The organism is Rhodococcus sp. SG20037 (assembly GCF_031763325.1).
Taxonomy (GTDB): domain Bacteria; phylum Actinomycetota; class Actinomycetes; order Mycobacteriales; family Mycobacteriaceae; genus Rhodococcus_F; species Rhodococcus_F qingshengii.
Genome location: NZ_CP134497.1, coordinates 5,505,100 through 5,523,836 on the forward strand (window position 1 = coordinate 5,505,100; position 18,737 = coordinate 5,523,836).

At 63.5% G+C, this 18,737-nt stretch carries 20 protein-coding genes; 9 read left to right on the forward strand and 11 right to left on the reverse strand.

The window, feature by feature from the left end; all coding sequences use genetic code 11:
* Position 1: 1 nt before the first annotated feature.
* Genes RHP72_RS25360 through RHP72_RS25370 form a run of 3 tightly spaced genes read right to left on the reverse strand, consistent with a single transcriptional unit; the run spans position 2 to position 2,750 of the window.
* Complete coding sequence (locus tag RHP72_RS25360; RefSeq protein WP_311093974.1) at positions 2-1,009, reverse strand: substrate-binding domain-containing protein; 1,008 nt, start codon at positions 1,007-1,009, stop codon at positions 2-4.
* Positions 1,006-1,905, reverse strand: coding sequence for a PfkB family carbohydrate kinase (locus tag RHP72_RS25365; RefSeq protein WP_311093975.1), 900 nt, complete (start codon positions 1,903-1,905; stop codon positions 1,006-1,008). Before RHP72_RS25365 ends, RHP72_RS25360 begins: the two co-directional genes overlap by 4 nt.
* 2 nt (positions 1,906-1,907) lie before the next feature.
* Positions 1,908-2,750: a BtpA/SgcQ family protein gene (locus tag RHP72_RS25370; protein ID WP_003940276.1), complete on the reverse strand. Its 843-nt coding sequence runs from the start codon at positions 2,748-2,750 to the stop codon at positions 1,908-1,910.
* 234 nt (positions 2,751-2,984) lie between these two features.
* On the opposite strand from RHP72_RS25370, the gene RHP72_RS25375 reads away from it, so the two are divergent.
* A complete protein-coding gene (locus RHP72_RS25375; protein ID WP_003939717.1) occupies positions 2,985-4,010 on the forward strand; it encodes a LacI family DNA-binding transcriptional regulator in 1,026 nt (341 codons plus the stop codon).
* On the opposite strand, the gene RHP72_RS25380 is transcribed toward RHP72_RS25375, so the two are convergent.
* The 4 genes from RHP72_RS25380 to RHP72_RS25395 form a co-directional block, all read right to left on the reverse strand.
* Positions 3,971-5,053, reverse strand: a complete 1,083-nt coding sequence (locus RHP72_RS25380) for a M20/M25/M40 family metallo-hydrolase (RefSeq protein ID WP_030536559.1) — start codon at positions 5,051-5,053, stop codon at positions 3,971-3,973. The genes RHP72_RS25375 and RHP72_RS25380 overlap by 40 nt on opposite strands.
* Before the next feature lie 26 nt (positions 5,054-5,079).
* Positions 5,080-5,697 (reverse strand): sortase domain-bontaining protein, encoded by a 618-nt coding sequence (locus tag RHP72_RS25385; RefSeq protein ID WP_030536558.1) that lies wholly within the window; start codon positions 5,695-5,697, stop codon positions 5,080-5,082.
* Positions 5,669-7,366, reverse strand: coding sequence for a hypothetical protein (locus tag RHP72_RS25390; protein WP_063315729.1), 1,698 nt, complete (start codon positions 7,364-7,366; stop codon positions 5,669-5,671). Before RHP72_RS25390 ends, RHP72_RS25385 begins: the two co-directional genes overlap by 29 nt.
* Positions 7,367-7,499: 133 nt before the next feature.
* Positions 7,500-8,072 (reverse strand): peroxidase-related enzyme, encoded by a 573-nt coding sequence (locus RHP72_RS25395; protein ID WP_003940498.1) that lies wholly within the window; start codon positions 8,070-8,072, stop codon positions 7,500-7,502.
* A 154-nt stretch (positions 8,073-8,226) separates the two neighbouring features.
* Between RHP72_RS25395 and RHP72_RS25400 the strand changes: the two genes are divergently transcribed.
* Entirely contained in the window at positions 8,227-9,105 is an 879-nt protein-coding gene (locus tag RHP72_RS25400; protein WP_208690203.1) for an AraC family transcriptional regulator, read from the forward strand.
* A 63-nt stretch (positions 9,106-9,168) separates the two neighbouring features.
* Here the strand turns inward: RHP72_RS25400 and RHP72_RS25405 are convergent, their stop codons facing one another.
* Together RHP72_RS25405 and RHP72_RS25410 are read right to left on the reverse strand one after the other, a co-directional pair.
* A complete protein-coding gene (locus tag RHP72_RS25405) occupies positions 9,169-9,816 on the reverse strand; it encodes a CoA transferase subunit B (RefSeq protein ID WP_003940102.1) in 648 nt (215 codons plus the stop codon).
* Positions 9,813-10,559 (reverse strand): CoA transferase subunit A, encoded by a 747-nt coding sequence (locus RHP72_RS25410; protein ID WP_030536554.1) that lies wholly within the window; start codon positions 10,557-10,559, stop codon positions 9,813-9,815. The genes RHP72_RS25405 and RHP72_RS25410 overlap by 4 nt, the downstream gene beginning before the upstream one ends.
* A gap of 171 nt (positions 10,560-10,730) precedes the next feature.
* On the opposite strand from RHP72_RS25410, the gene pcaH reads away from it, so the two are divergent.
* The 6 genes from pcaH to RHP72_RS25440 are packed head-to-tail and all read left to right on the forward strand — an operon-like array spanning position 10,731 to position 16,659.
* The gene (pcaH, locus tag RHP72_RS25415) at positions 10,731-11,450 is read left to right on the forward strand and encodes a protocatechuate 3,4-dioxygenase subunit beta (protein ID WP_007730015.1); all 720 of its coding nucleotides are present in this window, start codon (positions 10,731-10,733) and stop codon (positions 11,448-11,450) included.
* Positions 11,443-12,084, forward strand: a complete 642-nt coding sequence (gene pcaG / locus RHP72_RS25420; protein ID WP_030536553.1) for a protocatechuate 3,4-dioxygenase subunit alpha — start codon at positions 11,443-11,445, stop codon at positions 12,082-12,084. The genes pcaH and pcaG overlap by 8 nt, the downstream gene beginning before the upstream one ends.
* Positions 12,085-12,095: 11 nt before the next feature.
* Entirely contained in the window at positions 12,096-13,424 is a 1,329-nt protein-coding gene (pcaB, locus tag RHP72_RS25425) for a 3-carboxy-cis,cis-muconate cycloisomerase (RefSeq protein ID WP_311093976.1), read from the forward strand.
* On the forward strand, positions 13,421-14,602 hold the full coding sequence (gene pcaD / locus RHP72_RS25430; protein ID WP_311093977.1) for a 3-oxoadipate enol-lactonase: 1,182 nt from the start codon (positions 13,421-13,423) through the stop codon (positions 14,600-14,602). The genes pcaB and pcaD overlap by 4 nt, the downstream gene beginning before the upstream one ends.
* Positions 14,599-15,423 carry an IclR family transcriptional regulator C-terminal domain-containing protein gene (locus tag RHP72_RS25435; RefSeq protein WP_311093978.1) on the forward strand — a complete coding sequence of 275 codons (825 nt, stop codon included), beginning with the start codon at positions 14,599-14,601 and terminating at the stop codon, positions 15,421-15,423. The genes pcaD and RHP72_RS25435 overlap by 4 nt, the downstream gene beginning before the upstream one ends.
* A 24-nt stretch (positions 15,424-15,447) precedes the next feature.
* Positions 15,448-16,659, forward strand: coding sequence for an acetyl-CoA C-acetyltransferase (locus RHP72_RS25440; protein ID WP_030536550.1), 1,212 nt, complete (start codon positions 15,448-15,450; stop codon positions 16,657-16,659).
* Here the strand turns inward: RHP72_RS25440 and RHP72_RS25445 are convergent, their stop codons facing one another.
* Positions 16,660-17,199, reverse strand: coding sequence for a MarR family winged helix-turn-helix transcriptional regulator (locus RHP72_RS25445; RefSeq protein WP_099698127.1), 540 nt, complete (start codon positions 17,197-17,199; stop codon positions 16,660-16,662).
* A gap of 72 nt (positions 17,200-17,271) precedes the next feature.
* Between RHP72_RS25445 and RHP72_RS25450 the strand changes: the two genes are divergently transcribed.
* Positions 17,272-17,997: an SDR family NAD(P)-dependent oxidoreductase gene (locus RHP72_RS25450; RefSeq protein WP_054188428.1), complete on the forward strand. Its 726-nt coding sequence runs from the start codon at positions 17,272-17,274 to the stop codon at positions 17,995-17,997.
* Here the strand turns inward: RHP72_RS25450 and RHP72_RS25455 are convergent, their stop codons facing one another.
* Positions 17,998-18,717 carry a dienelactone hydrolase family protein gene (locus RHP72_RS25455; RefSeq protein ID WP_030536547.1) on the reverse strand — a complete coding sequence of 240 codons (720 nt, stop codon included), beginning with the start codon at positions 18,715-18,717 and terminating at the stop codon, positions 17,998-18,000.
* Positions 18,718-18,737 lie beyond the last annotated feature (20 nt).

The window sequence follows — 18,737 nt, forward strand, 5'->3', positions numbered from 1 at the left end:
ATTACTTCTCCAAGTAGTACATGTAGTCGGCCACGTTCTCCGGGGTCACGATCTGGGTGGGAACCGGGATGTTTGCCGGAGCGCCGCGTCCGCAAGCCAGGTCGATTGCCGAATTCATTGCCTCATGGCCGAATTCGAAGGTGTTCTGCTGGACCACGCCTTTAAGCCAACCGGCTTTGAGTCCGCCTACCGCCTGATCCGAAAGATCCCAACCGACTGCTTCGATGCGTTCCTGCGCCTTCTGACTGTTGACCGCCGCGACGAGACCGATCAGTGCCGGCTCACCGGTTGCGTAGACGTACTTCATGTCGCCACCGCCGGTCAGCAGGTTCTCCGCCGCGGTCTGTGCGTTCTCCTGAATGTTACGTCCGTCCACGACGGTGCCGACGGTCATTCCGCGGCCGGTCACGGTCTCCGTGAAGCCCTTCTGCCGCTCCAACTGAACAGTGCTGTTGAGCGCGCCGACGATACCGACCGTTCCGGTGTTGTTCGCGACGTCGGCCAAGGTGTTTCCGATCTTGGCACCACCCTCGGCGTTGGCCGTACCGACCTGAGTCGACAGTGCCGGATCGTCGATGGTCGCGTCCACCGCGACGACGGGGATGCCCGCGTTCTTGGCCTTGACCACCGACGGCTTGATTCCGTCCGTGTCGATTGCATCGACGATGATCGCGTCGACTCCGGCGGCGATCAGATTGTCGAAGGCGTTGGCCTGCGCGACGGAATCGTCGTTGCCGCTGATGATCTGCAGGTCGACGCCTGCCTTGTCCGCGACGTTCTTCGCGGCATTGTTGATCTGGTTGAAGTACAGCGCCTGGAGGTTGATGGTCACCAGACCGACCTTGAGCTTGCCGTTCGTCCCGTCACAGCTTTCGGCGACCCGGGTCGGCTGCGGGATGGACGAGCCCCCCGACGCGTCCTTCGAGTCACTCGACGAAGCCGAGTCACAAGCGGTGAGCGTGAGCGCGACTGCAGCTCCCAGAGCCAGAGGCAATGCACGTTTCATCATCGAGTCTCCAAAAGGGTATGAGGGGTCAATGTTGCTGTGAAGCTGTCCAATTCATCTCGGGTGGGGCATCCGCGGGGGCCTGCGGTGGCGCAAGCCAATGCAGCCGATGCCCCGGCGAGTCGTGCGGCGTCCACCGGTGAGCGCCCGGCGTCGACAAAAGCGATGTACGTACCGCCGAAGCAATCACCGGCCCCGACTGCATCGACGACGTCGACCGCGACTGCCGGTTCGCTCGTCACCTCGCCGTCCGGTGTGGCCAGTGTCCAACCTCGCGAGCCGTCGGTCACCAGCAGGTGGGTGTGGTGCTCGGCGGCCAGAGTCTGCCACTGGTCGAAACCGATCCCGAACTCGCCTTCCCACAGGGCACGCCCTACGACGACGTGGTCGGCCAGAGCGAACGCTCGCAGTGCCGCGGCTTTGTTTTCACAACCGTCCAGATCGATTACCAGACTTACGCTTCCCGGTAATTCATCCGGGAGGAAGACCGCACGGTATCCGTCGAGGAACAGTCTTCCACCGCCGGCAGCGGCCAATCGGGTGACGACAACTCCGATGCGTTCGGCATCGTTCGGGTCGTCCTGGCTGATGATGGAGCGATCGCCGTCCTGCGCGATGAGAACAACTGCCGTCGACAGGAACGCATCTCGCGGCGACCAACTGGTGTCGACGCCATCTGCCTCGAGGGATTCGAGAAACTCGGTGGACCGCGCGTCCGGGCCCACGGCACCGGCAAAGATCACTTGCGCGCCCATTCTGGCCGCGGATACCGCAGCATTTGCATTCATTCCACCGTCGATCTGACTGATGGCCGTTGCCTGAACGCGCTCACCGAGTACCGGTACGTGTGGGACATGTACCGTCACATCGTTGTTGGCGTATCCACAAAAGACAATCATGGTTACTTTCCTGCGGCCCGGGACAGTTCGCGGACCTTCTCGCCTGCGACCCGTCCCCACCAGCGTCCATTGTCCTTCACCGAGGATGCAACTATGGCGCCGTCGCATTCCTTCATCAGCGCTGCGACATTGGCAGCCGTGATGCCGGATCCGATGATCACGGGAAGAACGGTGTTGTCTCGGATCACGGAAACCTCGTCGACCGAAGCGGCGTCACCGGTGCGCGAACCCGTCGCGATCAGAACATCTGCGTCGAAGAACTCGGCGTCTTCGGTCTGTTCCGCGACAGTGCGGTCCGCGACAATGGCATGCGCACCGTGCTTGACGTGCACGTCAGCGAAGATCCGGACCGGGTCGGCACCGATGCGATGGCGGAAGCGCGTCGTCTTGGCCGCCTGACCCTCGATGAATCCCTCATTGGCAATGTAGGCATTTGCCCACTGATTGACGCGCACAAAACTCGCGCCTGCCGCCCACGCTGCGGCCACTCCGCACTCGCCGGCGTTGGACAGGATGCTGACGCCGACCGCCTTGCCGAACTCGCCGACCACCGCTGCCGTGATGACTCCCATGCTGGCGGCGGTTTCGTATCCGTGTTCGCCGGGCTTGAGGAACGGTATGTCCCAGTGATTTTCGACGATCACACCGTCGAAACCGTTGTCGACATACGCGTGTGCTTCCTCGACGGCGAAGCGAGCAATTTCCGAAACCGGCTGCCCGGTGTAGTGCGGGCTGCCCGGCAGGGCCGGGAGGTGAATGGCCCCGATGAGAGATGGCGTGCCGGTGAACATCTCTGCCAGCGCCGAGGGCTTGGGCGGAAAGACTCCGAGCGGTGATGCGGTCACTTCAGCTACCCCATTCCATGCGCAAGATTTGCGCTGTATGTCCATGCACAAGATCTGCACACGATGTAATCGATTGCCTTGATGAATTAGCAGGTTATGCGATCAACACCGGGTTGTGTCAAGGATTTCACAATTCGAATTTGTAAACGATTGCCTCAATCGCGTTACATGCGGGACACTGGACCGTGCGGTTCGATAACCTCGGACCCGAATCGAGCAGAAAACGGGGGACGCATGCGCAAGGCGACCATTCGCGATGTCGCGGAACTGGCCGGGGTGTCGACGGCCACCGTGTCGCGGGCACTGTCCGGCTCCCGCCCTGTCTCGGACGAGCTTGCAGCGACGATCAAACGAGCCGCGGATTCTCTCGGATACTCGGGAAACATCATCGCCAGCTCACTGCGTCGCAATCGGACGGACACTGTCGGAATGGTGGTTCCGAGTATCGCGAACCCCTTCTTCACTTCGCTGGTGGTCAACGTCGAACACGTCCTCGCTCGGCGCGGCCTACAACTGTTCCTGTGCGATTCTCGTTCCGATCCCGACGTGGAAGCGCAGCGGCTCAAGTCGCTCGTCTCCCGGCAAGTGGACGGAATCATCATCAGCCCGTGCCACGGCGAACTGAGTGCAGAAGCCGTCCGAGCCAGCGCGGCAACGCTTCCGGTCGTTCAACTGGACCGGTTTGCAATGGATACCCAGACGGACTGGGTCGGCGTCGACGACGACGCCGCTCAATCCCTGGTGATGGAGCATCTGTCGGAGCGTGGCGCGCAATCAGCCGCCTTCATCAGTTCCGAGCTGACCAATTCGTCAACAGAACTTCGCCGGGCCGGCTTCTTCCGCCACGCGGATCGAATGGGCATCGAAACTCGTGACGAGTGGACACAACTCGGCGAGTACTCGATCGAGTGGGGGCGCACGGCATCCAACATCATCCTGACCGGCAAAACTCGCCCCGACGCCCTGGTCTGCGCCGACGACTTGATCGCACTTGGCGTGTTGCAGACGTGTCACACATTGGGCATCGACGTTCCCGGCGACGTTCTGGTCACCGGTTTCGACAACATCCCATTCTCCGAATTGTGCAACCCGCCGTTGACCACCGTCGGGCAGCCGCAGGAAAGAATCGCGGAAGAAGCTGTGCGACTTCTGGATCAGGCGATGAACAACTCTTCCGAGTCGACAGCCCACATCGCGCTTGCTCCTGAACTGATTGTCCGTCAGTCCACCGTCGGCCAAGCGGCGGCAACCGCACCGTAAGCAGCGATCGCATCGTCCAGTTCGGAGACCTTGACGCTTTCGTTGGCCGCATGCATCAGCGAGGGAGTGCCAGGGCCCCAGATCACGACGGGAGCACCAGGGGCGGCGGCGGCCAGTACCGAAGCGTCGGTGAAGTACGAAACCGGTTCGGTTGCAACAGGGATAGGCAGGGTGGCCAACCACGGGTCCGACGCGTCGGTACGCACACCTCCCAGATGAATCGACGTCTCCACCGAGTCGACTTCTGGTTGGGCTCGCCACCACGCGAGCAGGTCGGCGCCGTCTCCCACCGTGCGGTGATCGATCACCGCACGTGCACTGTCCGGCACGATGTTCGGAGCCGAACCCCCGCCGACCAAGCCGAGGTTCCAGGTTTCGGCACCCAGAAACGCGTCGGACGACAGCGGAAGCTCACGCCGGGCTCGGTCGACGACGTCAAGCAGTTTGAGGACGGCGTTAGTTCCTCGCTGCGGCGTACTCCCGTGCGCGGCTTTTCCTTTGACGGACACTTCGAGCCACAGTGCGCCGCGGTGCCCCAGGTTGATGCGATTGCCGGTCGCCTCGGGAACGATGACGGCCCCGACCTCGAGATTCGCAACGGCGTCGGCCGAACGAACAGCCCCGAGCGATCCGATTTCCTCGTCGCTCGTCAGCAACAGCGCGACCGGGACTCCACGTTCGAAAGCGTCGACAACCGCGGCAGTAGCGGCAACAAGGCCGGCCTTCATATCCGATGTCCCTCTGCCGAGGAACAATTCGCCGTCGACCTGTGCGGCATACGGATCGAACTCCCAGTCGGAGACAGTGCCCACCGGCACCGTGTCCACGTGGCAGGCGAACAGGAGTCTGGCTGCCGAGGGTGCAGCTTCGTTGGTGATCAAGGCCCAGGGATGATTGCCGGTCAGGTCTGACTCCACCTTCGCCTGTGGCGCACGTGAGAGAACCAACGAGACAATCGAATCCATCGCCCGCTGTTGAGGAGCGGACTCCCCCGAGACCGTGTCGAGAGCTACCAGTTCCGAGAGAAGTCCGAGGGAATCCATGTACCTATTCTTGCACTGCCACGGATTCAGTGCGCTGCCAGCTGGGCGATGACAACGTAATTGTCGTCGGTCGACTCTCCCTCGACGACATCACAATTGGCGAGGATCAGCCGTCCCGGAACCGATTCGCGCAACTCGTGAGCGCCCAGCAGCGAACCTTTGTGCAGCGGCCCGACTGTTTCGACGTCGTACTCGAGTGTGCCGTTCGGTGTACCCAGGAGAATTCGATCGCCCGGCTCCACTACCCGGAGCGCCCGGAATGGTGCTTCGCGAGTGGTGTAGTTGTGGCCGACCACGACAACTGTTTGTGTGGTCGACGTTCCCGGCATTCCGCTTTCACCCCACCACACCGGCAGTTCGTCGACGGGATTCAGTTGCTGCCCACTCTCGCCGCCGCGCATCAGTTTCTCCGAGTGCAACGGACTGCTCAGGTACGTGACCCCGGACGCAGACCTCAACTCGATCCTCTCGGGTTCTGCCGGATCGACGGTCACCGAAGCCGGTGCAGCCGCGATATGCGACTGCACCGGCGAGCGGTCAGGTAGCGATCCCGCGTTCTCGCCCGAACATCCGGATACGAGGACGGCGAGGATCGCTACCGCCGAGAGACCGAGGCTACGCAGACGTGTTGCCCGGGCCGTCATGACGCTTGCGACGAACAACCACCGTCGTAGCTGCTGCGGCGGCAGCGCCCACGACTCCGACGCCGATCAATACAGCCGGCAGGTTGGAGTTGCTGCTACCGCTGGTGCTGCTGCTTGCGGTGTCACCGAGAGCAAGGTCGACCGGGGGCAGGCTTCCGGCGAGCGCCGGATCGCCGTCGGCATCGGTGACGTAGTAGTCGACGACGTCGAAGGCTCCCTTGTTGTTGTAGTAGCCGACCAGCTTGACGCCGGTCTTGTTCACTACAGCGGTGGTCTCGTCGACCTTCGTGACCCCGGAGCCGTCGTCAGTGTGCTCACCGATGATCACTTCACCGCCGACGCCTGTTCCGTTGTCGATCTCCTTCTCGCCCTTTGCCTTGAGCTCGTCGACGATCTTCTGCGCTGCATCCGCTTCGGCCTTTGCGGCGGCTGCAGCGGCCTGAGCTTCCTTGGCCTTTGCTGCCGCGGCGTCGGCTGCGGCCTTCGCGTCTTCGGCGGCCAGGTAGAGATCCTGCGCCTTCTTGCTCGCCGCTTCGGCAGCTTCGGCCTTCTTGGCGGCTTCGGCAGCCTTTTCGTCGGCGATGGCTCGCTTGTCGGTGGCAGCCTCGCCCGCAGCATCGGCTTCGGCCTGGGCCGTCTCCGCGGCCTTCTGCGCAGCGTCGGCATCCTTCTGCGCGGAAGCCGCAGTAGCCGCCGCTTCATCTGCGGCCTTACGGGCGGCGGTAGCAGCTTCTACCTCGGTGGCAGCTGCGGACTCGGCTGCCTTGGCCGTGGTTTCAGCGGCGGTGGCCACCTTCTGAGTTTCCTTGACGGTGATCGCGAGCTGCTTGGCGTTCCAAGCCGCGGCCAGCGCCTGAGCCTTAGCGACGGCTGCCTTCGCGAAATCCCAGTTCTTGAAGGCTTCCTCGGCTTCCTTGTTCTTGTCCGCAACCAGCTTGGCGTTTGCATCCGCGGCAGCCTTCGCCTCATCGGCTTTGGCCTGCAGAGCATTAGCCTCGGCGCGCGCCTTTGCTGCCTCTTCGGTCTTGGGCCCCGAACCGGCGGCCTTCGCAGCCTCCTCGAGTTCCGCAGCCTTGGCTGCGGCCGCGTCGGCTTCTACCTGAGCTGTTTTTGCTACCTCCTTGGCATCGGCCGCCGCGGACTCCGCAACCTTGGCCGCCTCTTCGGCTTCCTTGGCAGACTGTTCCGCGGCCCCGGCCTCCGCCTTGGCCTTGGTCGATTCGACCGCCGCCTTGGTTGCCTCGACGCTCGCCTGGGTCATTGCCTCGGTCGCCTTCACCGAAGTGTCTGTCGCTGCGGACGAGTCGACCCCTGCCGTCGCGGCTGCTTCGGCGGCCTTCGCTGCCGCGTCGGCAGCTGCCTTGGCTTTTGCTTCGGCTTCCGCCAGTGCTGCAGCGTCCGTACCAGCGGTTTCGGCACTGCCCGTGCCCGCGACCCCGGCTTCAACCTTCTCCGGCGTGGTCTCGGTGCTCGTCGCCGCGTCGGCGTCGGTGGTGGCAGCTGCCTCTTCCTCGGCGCAGGTCACCAGCGGATCAGCGCTCGGTGTACACACGGTTTCCGGCTCTGCCGATGCAATTCCCGTGCCGCCCACCGCCAATCCGAGAGCTAGTACGGCACCGGCGGCCGCAGAGCGGACCCTCCGAGAATGGGCGATGGACTTCTCCGACATAGCGCTCAACCTTTCGGCCTTCTTTACGAAGACGGCAATTCCGGCGTGGACAGCCTTTACTTCGTCGGCTGACTTCCAGACGTTACGACCGGTCGGTCCGAAAAATTGAGAGGTGCTGCTCTACCCGCAAGAATCAGGACCGCGGAACGCGCCCCATCAGGTAGAACTCCGGATTGGGCAGCATGCCGGAGAAACTCGCCATGCGATTGCTGAGCCCGAAGAATGCAGTGATCGCGGCGATGTCCCACGCGTCCTCGTCGCCGAAGCCGTGCACACGAAGGGCGTCGAAGTCGGCGTCGGCGATTTCGTGCGAGGCGGAGTTCACCTTGGTGGCGAAGTCGAGCATCGCGCGCTGACGATCGGAGATTTCTGCGGTGCGATAGTTGACCGCAACCTGGTCGGCAACCAGCGGCTTCTTCTCGTAGATACGCAGAATCGCGCCGTGCGCGACAACGCAGTACGTACATTTGTTGGCCGCAGAGATCGTGGTGACGATCATTTCTCGATCACCCTTGGTGAGTGCGGAATCTTCCTTGAGCATGATCGCGTCGTGGTATGCGAAGAATGCCCGGAACTCGGCTGGGCGCCGAGCGAACATCAGGAAGACGTTGGGCACGAACCCCGACTTCTCCTGGATCTCGAGAATCTTGGCGGCGATGTCCTCGGGCACCTCGGTCAATTCAGCCTGCGGAAAACGGGTGCTCACTGTGCCTCCTGGTCAGCCATCGATGTTCGATTCAAGATAATGATGATTAACTGAGTTGTCCAGATGCATTTCCTGCCCTACTTTTTCGGGCACGGATAGTCGGGTACGGCCCAAGTGATCTGCGTAGCGTGAAACCCGTGAACAGGAAGACACGATGATCGACGGACTGAACCGCGCGCTCGACTACATCGAAAGCAATCTGAGCGGCGAGATCGAGACAGCCGAGATGGCAAGGCTGGCAACCACCTCGGAGTATCACTTTCGGAGGATGTTCTCGGCCCTGGCCGGCATTCCCGTATCCGAATACATCCGTCGACGTCGACTCACCCTGGCTGGTGCCGAGTTGTCCGTCAGCAGATCAGGAGTGTTGGAGACCGCCGTGAAGTACGGCTACTCGTCCGCGGAAGCCTTCACACGAGCGTTCACCGCATTTCACGGCGTGAGCCCCGGCGCGGTCAAACGCGCTCCCGCCGTTCTCAAATCCCAACAGAAACTTGTCATTCACGTGACACTGGAAGGAGCCACACCGATGGACTACATGCTTGTGGACAAACCTGCCCTGACGGTAGTCGGGTTCAAGACCCGGGTTCCATTGGTTCACGAAGGTCCCAATTCTGCGATCGAAGATTTCACCCGCTCCGTGGACAAGGTTGCGTTGCGAGGGTTGCGCGAGCTCTCCGATCAGGACCCGGCGGGAATCGTCAGTGTCGTCGACAATTTGGCGCCTCCCAGAACCGAAGGCACAGAACTGGATTACTACCTGGGAGTGGTCACCGGCAAACCTTCACCCACGGGTTTCGATCTGCTGACGGTCGACGCACACACGTGGGCCGTCTTCACCGCCGACGGGTCGGAAATCGAATCTGTGCAGTATTTGTGGCGAGATATCTACACGGAATGGTTCCCTGCCAACCCTTTTCGCTCCGTACCTGGTCCCGAGATCATGCGTACCGAATACAACGACGATTTCACCGTCGCACGGTTCGAGCTCTGGATTCCGGTCGAGAGCGAGCTGAGCGACGTCGGGGCGTAAAACAGCCGCCAGGTCGGATGGAAGTCACGACCCGGCGGCTGAGCCATCAGATGAAACAGACTGTCAAAGAATCAGTTTCGCTCCGGTAGCAGCAACCACGTCCTCGACGCTGATGCCCGGCGCCGTCTCCACCAGGCGGAGACCGTCGTCAGTCACGTCGATCACGGCCATGTCGGTGATGATTCGCTGGACGCAGCCCTTACCGGTCAGCGGAAGCGAGCACTTCTCGACGATCTTGTGCTCACCCTTCTTCGAGACGTGCTCCATCATCACGATGACGCGCTTTGCGCCGTGGACCAGATCCATCGCGCCGCCCATGCCTTTGACCATGTGGCCAGGGATCATCCAGTTCGCGAGGTCTCCGGTGGCACTGACCTGCATGGCACCGAGCACGGCAACGTCGACCTGGCCGCCGCGGATCATGCCGAACGACGCTGAGGAGTCGAAGAACGACGCACCGGGGAGAACGGTGATGGTCTCCTTGCCCGCATTGATCAGCTCGGGATCGAGTTCGTCCTCGGTCGGGTACGGCCCCACGCCCAGAACGCCGTTCTCCGAGTGCAATACAACGGTGATGTCGGTCGGGAGGTAGTTCGGAACCAGCGTCGGCATACCGATGCCGAGGTTCACGTACTGCCCGTCCTCGAGTTCGCGCGCGACGCGGGCCGCCATCTCTTCGCGGGTGAGTTTGGTGGGTAGTACAGAAGTCATGCTCGTACCGTCCGATTCTCGATGCCGACCGTCACGGGGCCGACGTGGACAACACGCTGAACGTGAATGCCCGGCGTGTGGATCTCGGCGGGGTCGAGCTCACCCGGCTCTACGAGGTGCTCGACCTGCGCAATGGTGATGCGCCCCGACGTTGCTGCAGCCGGATTGAAGTTCTGGGTACTCGCGCGGTAGACGAGGTTGCCATGCCGGTCACCTTTCCAGGCATGGACCAGTGCATAGTCGGCGACGATGCCGCGCTCCATCACATAGGTGACGCCGTCGAAGTCACGAGTTTCCTTGGGCGGACTGGCAACTGCGATGCCGCCGCTGCCGTCGTAACGCAGTGGCAGGCCGCCGTCGGCGACCTGGGTGCCGACGCCGGCCGGGGTGAAGAACGCGGGGATGCCCGCTCCCCCGGCGCGCATGCGCTCGGCGAGCGTGCCCTGCGGCGTGAGTTCGACTTCCAGCTCACCGGAAAGGTACTGACGCGCGAACTCCTTGTTGGAGCCGACGTACGAGCTGACAGTACGACGGATACGCCCCTTCTCCAGAAGCACTCCGAGCCCGAACCCGTCGGTGCCGCAGTTGTTGCTCACCGTTTCGAGTGATGTCGCGCCCTGCTCGAGGAGCGCATCGATGAGGATTTCCGGCACTCCGACGAGCCCGAAACCTCCGACAGCGATCGTGACGCCGTCCGGCACGTCGGCGACGGCCTCGGCAGCAGTGGGAATGACTTTGTCCATCATGTCGATCACAGTAGCGCGACCCGTACGTATTGTGAACCCCCGTCCGCATAACGAACATTTCTCGCCCCCGGCATTGCCTGGGTCACATCCACGAACTATTCTGTTCGCAGAGCGCAACACATGTACACATTGCGAACACCTTCACGTAACCGAACGACGAGGTTCCCTATGCTGCATCTACCGCCGAGGTACCAGCGGCCGACTGGCGTCAACGCCCCGGCCGATTTCGCGGACTACAAGACCACTTCTCTTCGCCACCCGAAGCAACCGCTGAAGCTGCTCCCCCAGCGCCTCACGGAGCTCACCGGGCCGGTATTCGGCGAAGATCGCGTCGGCGCCGGCGAAAACGACCTGACCATTGCCAACGGCGGCGAAGCACAGGGACAGCGCATCGTCGTTCACGGCCGCGTACTCGACGGCGACGGAAAACCCGTCCCCCACACACTGCTCGAGGTGTGGCAGGCCAACGCCGGTGGACGCTACCGCCACACCGGCGACAACTGGCCCGCGCCGCTGGATCCGTTCTTCAACGGCCTGGGTCGCTGCGTCACCGACGCGAACGGCCACTACAGCTTCACCACGATCAAGCCGGGCGCCTACCCGTGGATGAACCACGACAACGCCTGGCGACCGGCACACATCCATTTCTCGCTGTTCGGCACGGCATTCACGCAGCGCCTCGTGACGCAGATGTACTTCCCCGACGATCCGATGTTCTTCCAGGACCCGATCTACAACGCGGTACCCGAAGCAGCACGTCACCGCATGGTCAGCGTCTTCGACTACGACGCCACAGTCCCCAACTGGGCTCTCGGGTTCCGCTTCGACATCGTCCTGCGCGGCCGTAACGCCTCCGTATTCGAGAACGAGGAAGACCACGATGACTGATCACACCGCGAAGCCCGCACCCACTTATCCGGTCGTCCCCGGCGACTTCACCACTGCCCCCTTCGGGGTCACGCCCTCTCAGACCGTCGGGCCGTACTGGCACATCGGCCTCCCCTGGACGGACGGCCCCGACGCTGCCCCGAGCGATACCCCCGGACGAATCACGCTGGCCATCACGGTGATCGACGGCGCCCGTACACCCGTCGCGGACGCGATGATCGAAACATGGCAGGCCGATACGCTCGGACGCTTCAACCATCCGGACGATCCCCGTGGCGCAGTGGAGCTCACTCCGGCTGGTTTTCGCGGATTCGCCCGCAGCGCAGCGGATCCCACGGGCACTGCATTGGTCCACACTGTCAAGCCCGGTGCGCAGCCCACTGAAACGGATGCGGACGAGGCCCCACACGTGAACGTGTCGGTCTTCGCTCGCGGCATGCTCGACCGCCTGGTCACCCGCTTGTACTTCCCCGAAGACGCCGACGCACACGCAACAGATCCGGTGCTGTCCTCACTGAGCGAAACCGAACGCGCGAAGCTGGTTGCAACCAAGGTCGACGGTGGGTACTCCTGGACGGTCTATGTTCAGGACGAGGACGCGAACGGCGTCGAGACGCCCTTCTTCGAGCTGTAAGAGGAGTACACATGCCCACTCGCGGCGCACTGTTCGACCCGGTGTTCGGGGCCACCCGCGTATCGGAGCACCTGTCCGACCAGGCGTGGGTCACCGCGTTGCTCGACGTGGAGGCCGCACTGAGTTGTGCGATGGCCACCGTCGGATTGGCGGACGGGGAACATTGCGCCGCGGTGGCTGCTGCCGCGGCCGAACTCTCACAACCGGGCGGTCTGGACATCGTGGCGCTCGGCCGCGCGTCGGCCGCCGGCGGAAATCCCGTCATTCCTCTGGTGAAGATGCTGCGCGAAAGGGTGGGACAGGAAGGTGTGCCTGCCTCCGTGGTGCACCCGGGCGCCACCAGTCAGGACATCATGGACTGTGCGCTGATGCTGTTGACGCGACGCGCGGGCGCGGTGGTTCTGGCCGACCTGACCCGCGCCGCCGATTCCGCCGCCCACCTCGCCCGCATCCATCGCTCTACTCCGATGGTCGCGAGAACCCTAGGACAACAAGCACTTCCGACCACCTTCGGGCTACTGGCATCGAGTTGGTTCACCGCACTCGACGCCGCAGCGATTCGCCTCGAGATCGTGCTGTCCACGTTGCCGGTTCAATTCGGCGGCGCCGCAGGCACACTCGCTGCGTTGTATCCCGACGGGCTCAGGATCGCCGACGCGCTGGCCGACGAACTCGGCCTGGCCAGGCAGGTCACTCCCTGGCACACCGACCGCGTGACTATCGCAGAACTCGCGACCACACTCGGTATCGTCGCCGGCGCCATTTCCAAGCCCGCCACCGACATCACCGTCATGGCGTCCACCGAACTGTCCGAGGTTGCCGAGAGCGCTCCGGGCGGCTCATCGGCCATGCCGCACAAGCAGAATCCGGTTGCCGCGATCACCGCCCGCGCGGCAGCGCGACGTGCTCCCGCGCTGGTGGCCACAGCCCTGTCGAACATGGATCACGAATTCGCTCGCGCCGCAGGCCCCTGGCACGCCGAGTGGGAAACCGTCACCGATCTCCTGCGTCTGGCAGGCGGAGCGGCGCACCAGCTTTCCGTGAGCCTCACCGGCCTGCAAGTACACACCGAGTCGATGGCTCGCAATCTCGACATCACCGGTGGCCTGATTCTCGCCGAGCGTGTCACCAAGGCCCTGTCCGCACACACTGATCGAGCGCGCGACATCGTCACCGCGGCAGCCACTTCCGGAACCAGATTGGATCGTGATCCCGCCATCGCAGAGCACCTGAGCGAAACCGAGATCGCCGAACTACTCGACCCCGCACACTATCTGGGCCACGCCACCGATCTGGTCGACCGCGCCCTCGCCGAACGCCCCACAGGAGGATCTCGATGAGCGTCGCGCTCAACTTTCAACAGACCGGCAATCTCGATGCCCCGGCAGTGGTTCTCCTGGGTTCACTCGGATCCGATCTGTCCATGTGGCAGCCGCAGATTCACACGCTGTCGAATCGCTACCGCGTCATCGCCGTCGACCATCGCGGCCACGGCAAGTCACCGGTGCCTGCGGGCCCCTACTCAATTGCCGATCTCGCCGGCGATGTCATCGCTCTCCTCGATTCGCTCGAACTCGAGTCCGTACATCTCGTCGGGCTCTCCCTCGGCGGCGCTGTCAGCCAGTGGATCGCCGCACACCACCCCACTCGCGTCGAGACGTTGACCTTGATGTGCACGTCCTCGCAGTTCGCCCCTGCTCAGCCGTGGATCGATCGTGCTCGGGCTGTCCGTGCGGACGGTATCGCGTCCATCGCGGCCGCCGTCGTCGGACGCTGGTTCACGCCGGGACTGGCCGAGAATGATCCGGAGCTTGTCGCCCGTCACGTCGCGATGGTCGAAGCCACACCCGACGAGGGCTATGCCGCCTGCTGCGAGGCGCTTTCGACGTGGGACGGCCGCAACGACCTGGCCCGCATCGTCGCTCCGACGCTCCTCGTCGCGGGCGAGCAGGATCCGGCGACGCCTCCGTCGACGTTGGGTGCGATCGCCGACGGCATCGCCGATGCGGTACTGCACGTGGTCGATCCGGGCGCACACCTGGCCAACGTCGAACAAGCCGGGCACGTCACCAAACTACTTGCAACGCATATTGCCTCGCACACATCTGCGCTCGCCCAACGTAGCGCCGCGGTGTCGGCCGGCATGACCGTACGACGCCAGGTGCTCGGCGACGCCCACGTCGACCGTTCCATTGCCGGTGCCACCGAGTTCACCGCCCCTTTCCAGGACTTCATCACTCGCACGGCGTGGGGTGACATCTGGTCGCGCCCCGGCCTCGATCACCACACCCGCAGGCTCCTCACTCTCGCGATCCTCACCGCCGTCGGCAACGAACACGAACTCGACATGCACATTCGCGCTGCGCTGCGTGCCGGGATCGATCCCGACGAACTCGTGGAAGTATTTCTCCATACCGCGGTCTATGCGGGTGTGCCGAACAGCAACTTGGCTTTTGCGCTGGGAAAGCAAGCACTCGCGGACCTCTCGGCCGAACCTGAGGAGAACGAGACAACATGAGTGAGAACAGCAGCGAGCAGGCGCCGGGACCGTCCCCGGACTACGTGCAGTCGCTGGCCCGTGGGCTTTCCGTCATCAAGGCTTTCGACGGTGAGCACCCGCGTCGCACCCTCAGCGAGGTTGCCAGGCACACCGATCTCACGCGTGCGACCGCTCGCCGCTTCCTGCTCACACTCGTCGAACTCGAATACGTACGTACTGACGGTTCGGTGTTCTGGTTGACGCCTCGCGTCCTCGAACTCGGCTACAGCTACCTGTCCAGTCTGTCTCTCCCCGAGATTGCCGGGCCGCATCTGGAAGCTTTGTCCGCCAAGGTCCGTGAATCCACGTCCGTGTCGATCCTCGACGGTGACGACGTCGTCTACGTGGCTCGTGTTCCGGTCAGCCGCATCATGACGGTGTCCATCACCATCGGCACGCGCTTTCCCGCCTATGCGACGTCCATGGGCAGGGTCCTGCTCGCGGGCCTACCCGACGACGCACTGGACGCCTACCTCGCCCGAGTGTCCTTCGCCCGCCTGACCGGCAAGACCATCTCCACCGCCGACGGACTGCGTGCCGAACTCGAGAAGATTCGCGCCGACGGGTTCGCGATTGTCGATCAGGAACTCGAAGAGGGTCTGCGCTCGCTCGCCGCACCCATCCGGGACGCGACCGGTGACGTGGTCGCTGCCGTCAACATCTCCACCCAAGCCGCCCGCTACAGCGCCGAAGCTGTTCGCGGTGAACTGGTTCCGGCCGCAGTCGCCACCGCGGACGCCATCTCCGTCGATCTCGGACGTACTCAGTCGTCCAACAAACACTCGGCTGCCACCCGCTGACCGAGCAGACCCAAGGAAGAACCAATGCCTGACGTTGTCATCTGTGAACCGCTCCGTACCCCTGTCGGCCGCTTCGGCGGTGTCTTCCGTGACGTAGCCCCGGAAGATCTCGCCTCGACGCTGATCACCGAACTCGTCACGCGTACCGGCATTTCCGGCGCGGAGATCGACGACGTCATTCTCGGCCAGGCTTCGCCGAACGGTGAGGCTCCGGCGATCGGACGCATCGCGGCGCTCAACGCGGGTCTGGGCATCGATGTTCCCGGCATGCAGGTGGATCGCCGGTGCGGGTCGGGATTACAGGCAGTCATCCAGGCCGTCATGCAGGTTCAGTCCGGTGGCAGTGACCTGGTCCTCGCCGGCGGTGCCGAGTCGATGAGCCAGGCCGAGTTCTACGCAACCGGAATGCGTTGGGGCGTCAAGGGTGAAGGAGTTGCGCTCAGCGATCGTCTCGCGCGCGCCCGCGTCACAGCCGGCGGACGTGACTTCCCGGTTCCCGGCGGAATGATCGAAACGGCAGAGAACCTGCGCGCCGAGTTCTCCATCAGCCGCGAGGATCAAGATGCACTCGCGGTTCAGTCCCATCAGCGTGCAGTCGCAGCACAGAAGAACGGCGTCTTCGCCGAGGAAATCGTTCCGGTATCCGTTCCGCAGCGCAAGGGCGAGGCCCTGCTCGTCGACACCGACGAGCATCCACGCGCCGACACCTCGATGGAATCGCTTGCGCGCCTTCGTCCCATGCGCGCAAAGATCGACCCGGACTCCACCGTGACTGCAGGTAATGCCAGCGGGCAGAACGACGGCGCAGCACTGGCGATCGTCACCACCGCCGACAAAGCTCGTACCCTCGGACTGCGACCGCTCGCACGCCTCGCGAGTTGGAGCGTTGCGGGCGTTCCGCCGCGCACCATGGGCATCGGCCCCGTACCGGCGTCGGAGAAGGCACTCGGCCGCCTCGGATTGACCCTGGCGGACATGGACGTCATCGAACTCAACGAAGCCTTTGCGGCACAAGCACTTGCAGTCCTGCAGAGTTGGAATCTCGAGGCCGACGACCCACGCATCAACCCCAACGGCTCCGGCATCTCCCTCGGACATCCGGTCGGAGCCACGGGTGGACGAATCCTGGCCACCCTGTTGCGCGAGATGGACCGTCGCGAAGCGCGTTACGGCCTCGAGACGATGTGCATCGGCGGCGGGCAGGGCCTGGCTGCGGTCTTCGAGCGCCTGTCCTGATCAAGCCCCGACGTGCGCGACGCCGGAGTCACCGAGTTCGCCGCGTAGGCCGTCGAGAAAGACACGCAGCAGTTCGGTGAGTTCGGCCTGCTGCTGCTCGGTGAGAATCGACGTCAGTTCGGCTTCACGGCCGAGAACTCGGTCCACCAATTGCTCCACCAGCTCGTGACCGGCGGCAGTGAGGGTCACGAGCACTATTCGTGACCCTTGCGCGGCGGAGGACCTCTCCACCAGACCCGCGTTCTCCGCGCGTGCGAGTCGCTGCGAGATCGCACCGGCCGTGACTCCGGTCTGCTCGGTGATCTGGCGAGTCGTCAACTGATACGGCTCGCCGGATCGCCGCAGGACACTGAGTAGGTCCAGCGTGGCTGTGTCCGCACCGGCCGAGGCGAGTACCCGTCGGCGATCCTCACCGAGCAGCTTGGCGCACATCCACAGCCTGGTGACGATGCCGATACCCTCCACGGGCGTGCCCGGCCTTTCGCGAAGCCACGCCAAGGCAACCGCGTCCACCGCGTCGTCCGGGTTGTAGTCGCCCACCACTGCACACCTCGTTTAGCTCTAAATGATACGTTCTTCGTATAGGTCTAAACGTAGCTCACGGAGGTAGGCATGACACGCACAGTTCTGGTAACCGGCGGCGGAACAGGGATCGGACGCGCAGTTGCAGCGGCGTTCGCCCGGGACGGAGACACCGTTTTTGTCACCGGCCGACGCACGGAACCACTCGAAAAGACCGCGGAGGAGTTGGGCGATAATGTTCACGCCTTGACGTGTGACAACTCCGACCCGAAAGACCTGAAGCGGCTGCAGGATTCGCTTCCGGGAACCATCGACGTCGTGGCGCACTGCGCCGGCGGTAACACGGACTTCGATCGTGAAGCGCCGTCAGATCTGGAATCCCTGGCCGCCGGGTGGCGGGCCAATCTGGACTCCAATCTGATCTCGGCAGTGTTGACCACAGCAGCAGTTCGAGATCGAATCCCCAGTGGCGGTGCCGTCATCACCATCGGATCGATTGCCGCCGACAAGGGAGCTGGAGCGTACGGCGCTGCCAAAGCAGCAGTTGCGACGTGGAATGTCGATCTGGCCGCCGAACTGGGCCCAGAAGGCATCACGGCGAACATCGTCTCCCCCGGTTACATCGCCGACACCGAGTTCTTCCGGGACTTTCTGACGGACGAGCGTCGCGCGATGCTGATCGAATCCACCAGCACCAAGCGCGCCGGAACCCCGGACGACATCGCATCAGCCGTCCATTTCTTGGCCTCACCGGGTGCCCGGCAGATCACCGGTCAGGTATTGGCAGTCAACGGCGGTGAGAGAACCAGTCGCTGATCACGCCAGGTGGCGCTCGAAGAACGAGTCGATTCGCTTCCAGGCATCCTGCGCTGCAACAGGATCGGGACCGATTCCGAGGATGCGCTCCAAAGGACGAAGCACCTTGGGTCCGGCCTCCGCGTCGTTAAGGAACGCGTGGCCGGCGGTGGGGTACTCCTTGACGTCGTTCTCGATACCGGCATTGCTGAGCGCCGTCTCCAGCTTCGCTGCCGCGCCCCGGAGCGAAAAGTCCTTGCCTCCGAAACTCCCGACGATCGGGCACGCATCCACCACGGCCTCATCGAGTTTGCGTGGAAGCTGACCGTAATTGACCGAGGCAGCGTCGAAATCTCCGGCGCTGACCATCGCGAAGCCGCCGCCCATGCAGAATCCGATGACACCGATCTTTCCGGTGCAGTCCGGGGATTCCACCAGCCAACTGCGAGCGACTTCGATGTCGGTGAACGCCTTGCCGTGTCCTCGAAGCATCGACGTCATGGTGGGCACTAGGCACCGCTTCGCCCCGCCCGCGCTGTAGAGGTCGACAGCGAGCGTCAGGAATCCCGCAGCGGCCAGCCGCTTGGCTTGCCGCTGCATCACCTCCTCGAGCCCGAAGGCCTCGTGAATCATCACTACCCCCGGCCACGGGCCGGGGGTAGTGGGGGTTTCGAGTATCGCTCGCAGCGGTTGTGATCCGCCGACTACTGCGGCGCGGCCCGTCAGATCTATGTCCACCATGTTTCGATGCTAGGCCGACG

Bases quoted from the DNA above. Each gene is read 5' to 3' on its own strand.
- RHP72_RS25450 (WP_054188428.1), top strand. From the start codon at position 17,272: ATGACACGCACAGTTCTGGTAACCGGCGGCGGAACAGGGATCGGACGC.
- RHP72_RS25360 (WP_311093974.1), bottom strand. From the start codon at position 1,009: ATGATGAAACGTGCATTGCCTCTGGCTCTGGGAGCTGCAGTCGCGCTC.
- RHP72_RS25440 (WP_030536550.1), top strand. From the start codon at position 15,448: ATGCCTGACGTTGTCATCTGTGAACCGCTCCGTACCCCTGTCGGCCGC.
- RHP72_RS25375 (WP_003939717.1), top strand. From the start codon at position 2,985: ATGCGCAAGGCGACCATTCGCGATGTCGCGGAACTGGCCGGGGTGTCG.
- pcaB (WP_311093976.1), top strand. From the start codon at position 12,096: ATGCCCACTCGCGGCGCACTGTTCGACCCGGTGTTCGGGGCCACCCGC.
- RHP72_RS25400 (WP_208690203.1), top strand. From the start codon at position 8,227: ATGATCGACGGACTGAACCGCGCGCTCGACTACATCGAAAGCAATCTG.
- RHP72_RS25390 (WP_063315729.1), bottom strand. From the start codon at position 7,366: ATGTCGGAGAAGTCCATCGCCCATTCTCGGAGGGTCCGCTCTGCGGCC.
- pcaD (WP_311093977.1), top strand. From the start codon at position 13,421: ATGAGCGTCGCGCTCAACTTTCAACAGACCGGCAATCTCGATGCCCCG.
- RHP72_RS25380 (WP_030536559.1), bottom strand. From the start codon at position 5,053: ATGGATTCCCTCGGACTTCTCTCGGAACTGGTAGCTCTCGACACGGTC.
- pcaG (WP_030536553.1), top strand. From the start codon at position 11,443: ATGACTGATCACACCGCGAAGCCCGCACCCACTTATCCGGTCGTCCCC.
- RHP72_RS25455 (WP_030536547.1), bottom strand. From the start codon at position 18,717: ATGGTGGACATAGATCTGACGGGCCGCGCCGCAGTAGTCGGCGGATCA.
- RHP72_RS25410 (WP_030536554.1), bottom strand. From the start codon at position 10,559: ATGGACAAAGTCATTCCCACTGCTGCCGAGGCCGTCGCCGACGTGCCG.
- RHP72_RS25435 (WP_311093978.1), top strand. From the start codon at position 14,599: ATGAGTGAGAACAGCAGCGAGCAGGCGCCGGGACCGTCCCCGGACTAC.
- RHP72_RS25405 (WP_003940102.1), bottom strand. From the start codon at position 9,816: ATGACTTCTGTACTACCCACCAAACTCACCCGCGAAGAGATGGCGGCC.
- pcaH (WP_007730015.1), top strand. From the start codon at position 10,731: ATGCTGCATCTACCGCCGAGGTACCAGCGGCCGACTGGCGTCAACGCC.
- RHP72_RS25365 (WP_311093975.1), bottom strand. From the start codon at position 1,905: ATGATTGTCTTTTGTGGATACGCCAACAACGATGTGACGGTACATGTC.
- RHP72_RS25385 (WP_030536558.1), bottom strand. From the start codon at position 5,697: ATGACGGCCCGGGCAACACGTCTGCGTAGCCTCGGTCTCTCGGCGGTA.